The organism is uncultured Sphingomonas sp., assembly GCF_964250165.1.
Taxonomy (GTDB): Bacteria; Pseudomonadota; Alphaproteobacteria; order Sphingomonadales; family Sphingomonadaceae; genus Sphingomonas.
In genome coordinates, this window is sequence record NZ_CAXUEK010000120.1 from 1 (window position 1) to 5253 (window position 5253).

The window sequence follows — 5253 nt, forward strand, 5'->3', positions numbered from 1 at the left end:
TCACGCAGTGCGATGCCCAGTGGTGGCGCCAGTCGTGGACCATGAAGTCCTCGATTTCGGCGCGCTTGCACGCCGTCTTGTGCACGCTCTTCAGCGGGTTTCCACCCGGGATCGTGGCGATCCGGGTGTCCTGATACGGCTGGCCGTGCTTGTTCAGGAACACGTGCCCCTTCGAGGGGCAGCCCGCCGCTTCCCACAGCGGCAGTAGCATCGTCTTTACGCGCGGATGCATAGGGACGGACTGGATCACCGCGTTTTTCGTGTGGTTCAGCCGGATCGCTCCCTGCTCCATATCGACGCCGGTGACGCCCCACGGCATCTGCAACGCCGTCTGGACCCGGGGGCCGTGGAAGGCGAGCAGCGTGATGATCGGCTGCGTATGTGGCGCGTAAGCATCGATTAGCCGGTCGCGGTCTCCCTTATTCAACCAGCGCACCCGCTCGTTGTCGAACGGGATCGCCTTGATCTTGATCGGCGGGAGATCGTGCAGGTCGTAATGCACGTTGACCGCTGCCTGGAACACCGCGCGGTAGCGATCCTGACCGGCCGGGTCGTGACCCGTCAGATAGGCCCGGCGGAACTGCTCCCACGCCTGTTTCGGCTCGCGAAGGGGATGGTCACCGATCAAGCCGTTGAGCTTGCCGATGCGCAGGACGTCGGCCGCGCACGGCAGCTTGGCCTTCGACAGATAGCTGCCGAAAGCGTCGGCGATGGTACCCTGCGCCACGATCGCGGCAGGACCGAACATCAGCTGATGGCGCAGCTTCGTCTCGTATTCCGCCATCAGGTGCGACGCAGCATCTGCGTCACTCGTTCCTGAACTGAATTCTTTGACGTCGAGTTTCTTGTCGCCGAGAGCGACCGAGCCTCTGATATAGTAAATGCCGTTCTTCCCACGGGTTCGGATGGAGAGCATGTGATCTTTTCCAGCAGCATACGGTATTGAGCCTCGGTCGCGCGCAGTTTCCCGCACGCGTGCACGAAGGGCACGCCGTGTTTCTTGAAGGTTCGCCGCATCCATTTCGCGGGATCGGTGCTGGTCATCGCCAGCCGAGCGAGAATGGTCTGGGGCGTGAGAAGGGTTTCGCCGGGGGCGAGGCCGAGCGCATTCGGTGGCGCACGCGCCCCATCGGCCGCGGCGATGCCAACGGACGGCGGCGGGGACGCGCCGGTCTCGGGCGACGCGGTTCGCGTCGCGCCAGCCTTCGGTGCTCTGGCCTGCGGCCCTCGCGGCACCACTGCATCGGCTGGGCTGGCCGCCCCCGGTGCAGGTTCTTTAATCGACATGCGGGAAACCCGTTCGTCGGCGCGCACGGGTCCCCGGCCTAGCACCCAACGGCGGCCGGAGACCCGCACACGCGAAGTTTCCTCATGACCGTCGAGCCGGCCTCCCCGCACGCGAACGAGCGGAGCGCCTGCCGTTATTATAGGCGGAGGCCGGCGATCCGCCAAGCGAGCCTCCGAAAAGGGAGATTCGAGGGTATTCGCGTGCCCAGAATTTGCCCAACGGATGGGCGATTTGCCCAAATCTTCTGGGCAAATCCTGGGAATGAGGCCGGGTTCAGCGACCTTCCACGGGCATGAAAAAGCCCGCCATCTCACTGAGAAGGCGGGCTTTTTTATGGTGGGCGTGGCAAGGATTGAACTTGCGACCCCTGCGATGTCAACACAGTGCTCTACCACTGAGCTACACGCCCACTTAATCGGCGTTCCTAGCGGCGCATGGCGGGGGAGGCAAGCTGGTCAGAGCTCGCCGAAGCTGGCACCCTGAAACAGGCGGTCGACCTCCAGCACCAGATCGCGCAGGTGGAAGGGCTTGGAGAGGACGCGCGCGTTGGGCACCGCCTTGCCCGCCTTCAGCGTCACCGCCGCGAAGCCGGTGATGAACATCACGCGCAGGTCAGGCGAAAGCGCGCCGGCGCGCTGGGCGAGCTCGATGCCGTCCATCTCCGGCATGACGATGTCGGTCAGAAGCAGGTCGAACGGCTCGGCCTCCAGCAGCGGCAGCGCCGCCGTGCCGCGATCCACGGCCGTCACGAGATAGCCCGAGCGTTCCAGGGCGCGCGTCAGATACTCGCGCATCACCTGGTCGTCCTCGGCCAGCAGGATTCGATACATTCCGCGCAACGCCCTTTCCGTCGACCGCGTCCTACGCCGAAGGCGGTTAAGATTTCCAGAGCGTTGCCGGGGCGCGACGACGCGGGTAGGCCTCAGCGATGGACGCGGACAGCTTCGAGACCTGGGGAGAGGCGACGCCGGCCAGCCCCGTGGTGATCTCGGTGCCCCATGCGGGACGGAATTACCCGCGCGCGCTGCGGGCGGCGCTGCGCGCGCCGCTGGCCGCCGCGGTGGCGATGGAGGATCGTCACGTCGACGCAGTGGCGCTGGCGGCGCGCGGGGCCGAAACGCTGATCGTCCAGCGGCGCGCGCGCGCCTGGATCGACCTCAACCGCGCCGAGAACGAGCGCGATCCGTGCGCCGACGAGGGCGCGCGGACGGATGTGGCCTCCACCGCCAAGGTCGCCAACGGCCTGGGACTGGTGCCACGGCGATCGGGCACCGTGGAGCTATGGGGGCGGCGGTTGACCGATGACGAGGTCGCGGCGCGGATCGCGAGCGATCACCGGCCCTTCCACGCGGCGCTCGCCGGGGCGCTCGCCGCGGCGCGGGCGCGGTGGGGCGCGGCCGTACTGCTCGATCTGCACTCGATGCCACCGCTGACCGGCGCCGCCCGCGGGGTGCGGCTGGTGCTGGGCGACCGGTTCGGGCGATCGGCGGGATCACGCTTCGTCGCACGGGCGGAAGCGGTCGCGGCGGCGGCGGGCCTGCCGGCGAAGCTCAACGCGCCCTATGCCGGCGGCCACATCCTGGACCGCCACGGACGGCCCGCGGCGGGCGTCCATGCCCTGCAGCTCGAACTCGACCGCTCGCTGTATCTCGATCCGGCGCTCGACCGGCCCGGCCCGGGGCTGGCGCGGATGGCGGCAATCGTGCGCGCGATGCTGGCGGCGCTGGCCGACGAGGCGCTCGCTCATGCGAGCCGCCGGGCGGCCGAATAAAAAACCACCCCGCGGGGAAACCCACGAGGTGGCTAAGGTTCAGGGAGGAGACGTGCACCCGAGCATGGCCCGGGTGCCCGCCGTGCGCACCCACGAAAGGGGGGCATGGGCGCCGCACCCCCGCTAAATGGACGGGCGGGCGTATGGTTCAAGGCCGACGCGTCGCAAATTAACTATTTTCGGCTACTCGGACGCTTCAGGCGACGGGCTGTAACATGGGTTGTGGTGCCTTCCCCTGCTGCGCCTGACGGCCGAAGATATCGCGCATCAGCGACAGCGAGAACAGATGCGCATAGACCAGCGGCAGCATGCCCGATTGCGAGATCTTGCGGAGCTGGTCGCCGCGCAGCTCACGCAGCTTCTCTTCGTTGACCATCTGGAAGCCGCGATAGACGAAGGGCTGCTGCGCGCCCTCCAGCTCTATCGAGACGTCGCCCTCCATCAGCAGTCCGTAATCGCGCAGCTCGCGCATGAAGTTCTGGGTGCGCTGGCCGGCCTGCTCGAACTGCTCGGCAAAGCCCAGGATGTTGCGGGTCAGCTCGGTGGGCTGGCCGTCGGCGAACAGCGGATCACCGTCCTCGAACACGCCGATCGCCTGCGCGGTGGGATCGAAGCACAGCGACAGCTCTTCGGCGTCGGGCCTGAGCTTGGCCAGCATGAACGGATAGCGCCGGACATAGGCGGGAACGTAGAAGCTGGTCTCGTTGATCTTGCCGGCGTCGTCGACGAACACGTTGACGTTCTCGTGGAGGCCCATGAGCGCCAGCGGGATCGCGTCGTCGCCGATCGAAAAGACGATCGGCATGTAGCGCTGGACCAGCGGAAACTCCTCTACCGTGATCGGAATGGCGTGCTGCCCGATCAGGAAGGGCGCGGTGTCCTGCATGCGCATACGATAGTCTGCGTGCCGCTCGCTGGAGAGCGGCTCCAGGCCATTGTAGAAAAGCGGAAGCTGGGGGGCGCTGGCCATGAGGTCGCTCCGACACGTCAGGAGAAGAGTGAGGCGGCGGGCGCGGCTGCCCGCCAGGTGACCGGTTTATGGAGCGGCGCGCGCGGACGCAAGGGCGACCAGCTTGTCGGGGTTCATGAGGCCCTGCGGATCGAGCGCCTGCTTGACGCCGTACAGCACCGCCATGCGCGCCGGCGAGGACAGGCGGGCAAGCTCGTCCCGCTTCATCTGGCCGATGCCGTGCTCGGCGGAGATCGAGCCGCCGGCGTCGACGACGAGATCGTGGACGAAGCGGGTCGCGACCGGAGCGTCCTCCGCATACCAGCGCTCGGGCACCGCGCCGGCCGGCGCGCGGACGTGGAAGTGGACGTTGCCGTCGCCGAGATGGCCGAAGCCCGAGGCGTGCGTGCCCGGAAACCGCGCTTCGCAGGCGGCGGCAGCCTCGACAAGGAAGCGCGGCATCGCCTCGACCGGCACCGAGATGTCATGCTGCGTCGCCGGGCCCTGCGCGCGCTCGCCGGCCGAGATGGAGTCCCGGATGGTCCAGAACGCCTCGGCCTGACCCTCGCTGGCGGCGATCACGGCATCCCGGGCGAGACCCTGCGCCAGCGCATCCGCAAGCAGGCGTTCCAGCAGCGCCGCGGGCGGCTCGTCGGCGGGCGAGGACGCGACCGCCTCGACCAGCACATGCCAGGGATGCTCGCCCGCCAGCGGCGCGCGCGCGGCGGGCAGGTGCGCGAGCACCGCGGCCAGCGAGCCGGCGGGGAGCAGCTCGAAGCTCTCGATCGTATCGGTCTCGGCCTCCAGCCGCCGCAGCAGCGTCAAGGCCGTCTGGGGGTCGGCGACCCCGAGCCAGGCGACCGCGCGCGCGGCGATCGCGGGCGCGAGACGCAGCGCGGCGGCGGTGATGACGCCCAGCGTCCCCTCCGCGCCGACCAGCAGCTCCTTCACGTCATAGCCGCGATTGTCCTTCTTGAGCGCGGCGAGGCCGTCGTGGACCGAGCCGTCCGGCAGCACCGCCTCGACGCCCGCGACCAGCCCGCGCATCGTGCCCCAGCGCAGCACCTGCGTGCCGCCGGCGTTGGTGGAGGCCAGCCCGCCGATGGTGGCGCTGCCGCGTGCGCCGAGCGTCAGCGGAAAGCGCGCGCCCGCCGCATGGGCGGCATCGTGCAGGTCGGCCAGGATCACCCCGGCCTCCGCCATCGCCAGTCCGGCGGACGCGTCCATCCGGCGGATCCGGTTCAT

Annotated in this window: 5 protein-coding genes and 1 tRNA gene; 1 reads left to right on the plus strand and 5 read right to left on the minus strand. The window is 68.6% G+C overall.

Annotated elements, in window-relative coordinates:
- The 3 genes from ACFE64_RS14960 to cpdR form a co-directional block, all read right to left on the minus strand.
- Window positions 1-916 (minus strand): tyrosine-type recombinase/integrase (locus ACFE64_RS14960; RefSeq protein WP_375393255.1); only part of this gene is annotated, 916 nt, incomplete at its 3' end.
- Between the two features lie 706 nt (window positions 917-1622).
- A tRNA-Val gene (locus ACFE64_RS14965) sits at window positions 1623-1697 on the minus strand.
- A gap of 46 nt (window positions 1698-1743) precedes the next feature.
- Window positions 1744-2118 carry a cell cycle two-component system response regulator CpdR gene (gene cpdR / locus ACFE64_RS14970; RefSeq protein ID WP_375393256.1) on the minus strand — a complete coding sequence of 125 codons (375 nt, stop codon included), beginning with the start codon at window positions 2116-2118 and terminating at the stop codon, window positions 1744-1746.
- Window positions 2119-2216: 98 nt separating this feature from the next.
- Between cpdR and ACFE64_RS14975 the strand changes: the two genes are divergently transcribed.
- On the plus strand, window positions 2217-3059 hold the full coding sequence (locus tag ACFE64_RS14975) for an N-formylglutamate amidohydrolase (protein ID WP_375393257.1): 843 nt from the start codon (window positions 2217-2219) through the stop codon (window positions 3057-3059).
- A gap of 196 nt (window positions 3060-3255) precedes the next feature.
- Here ACFE64_RS14975 and ACFE64_RS14980 read toward each other — a convergent pair whose 3' ends face one another.
- A complete protein-coding gene (locus ACFE64_RS14980; RefSeq protein WP_375393258.1) occupies window positions 3256-4029 on the minus strand; it encodes a SapC family protein in 774 nt (257 codons plus the stop codon).
- A gap of 66 nt (window positions 4030-4095) precedes the next feature.
- Window positions 4096-5253: FAD-binding oxidoreductase (locus tag ACFE64_RS14985; RefSeq protein WP_375393259.1), on the minus strand; the 1158-nt coding region annotated here is incomplete at its 5' end.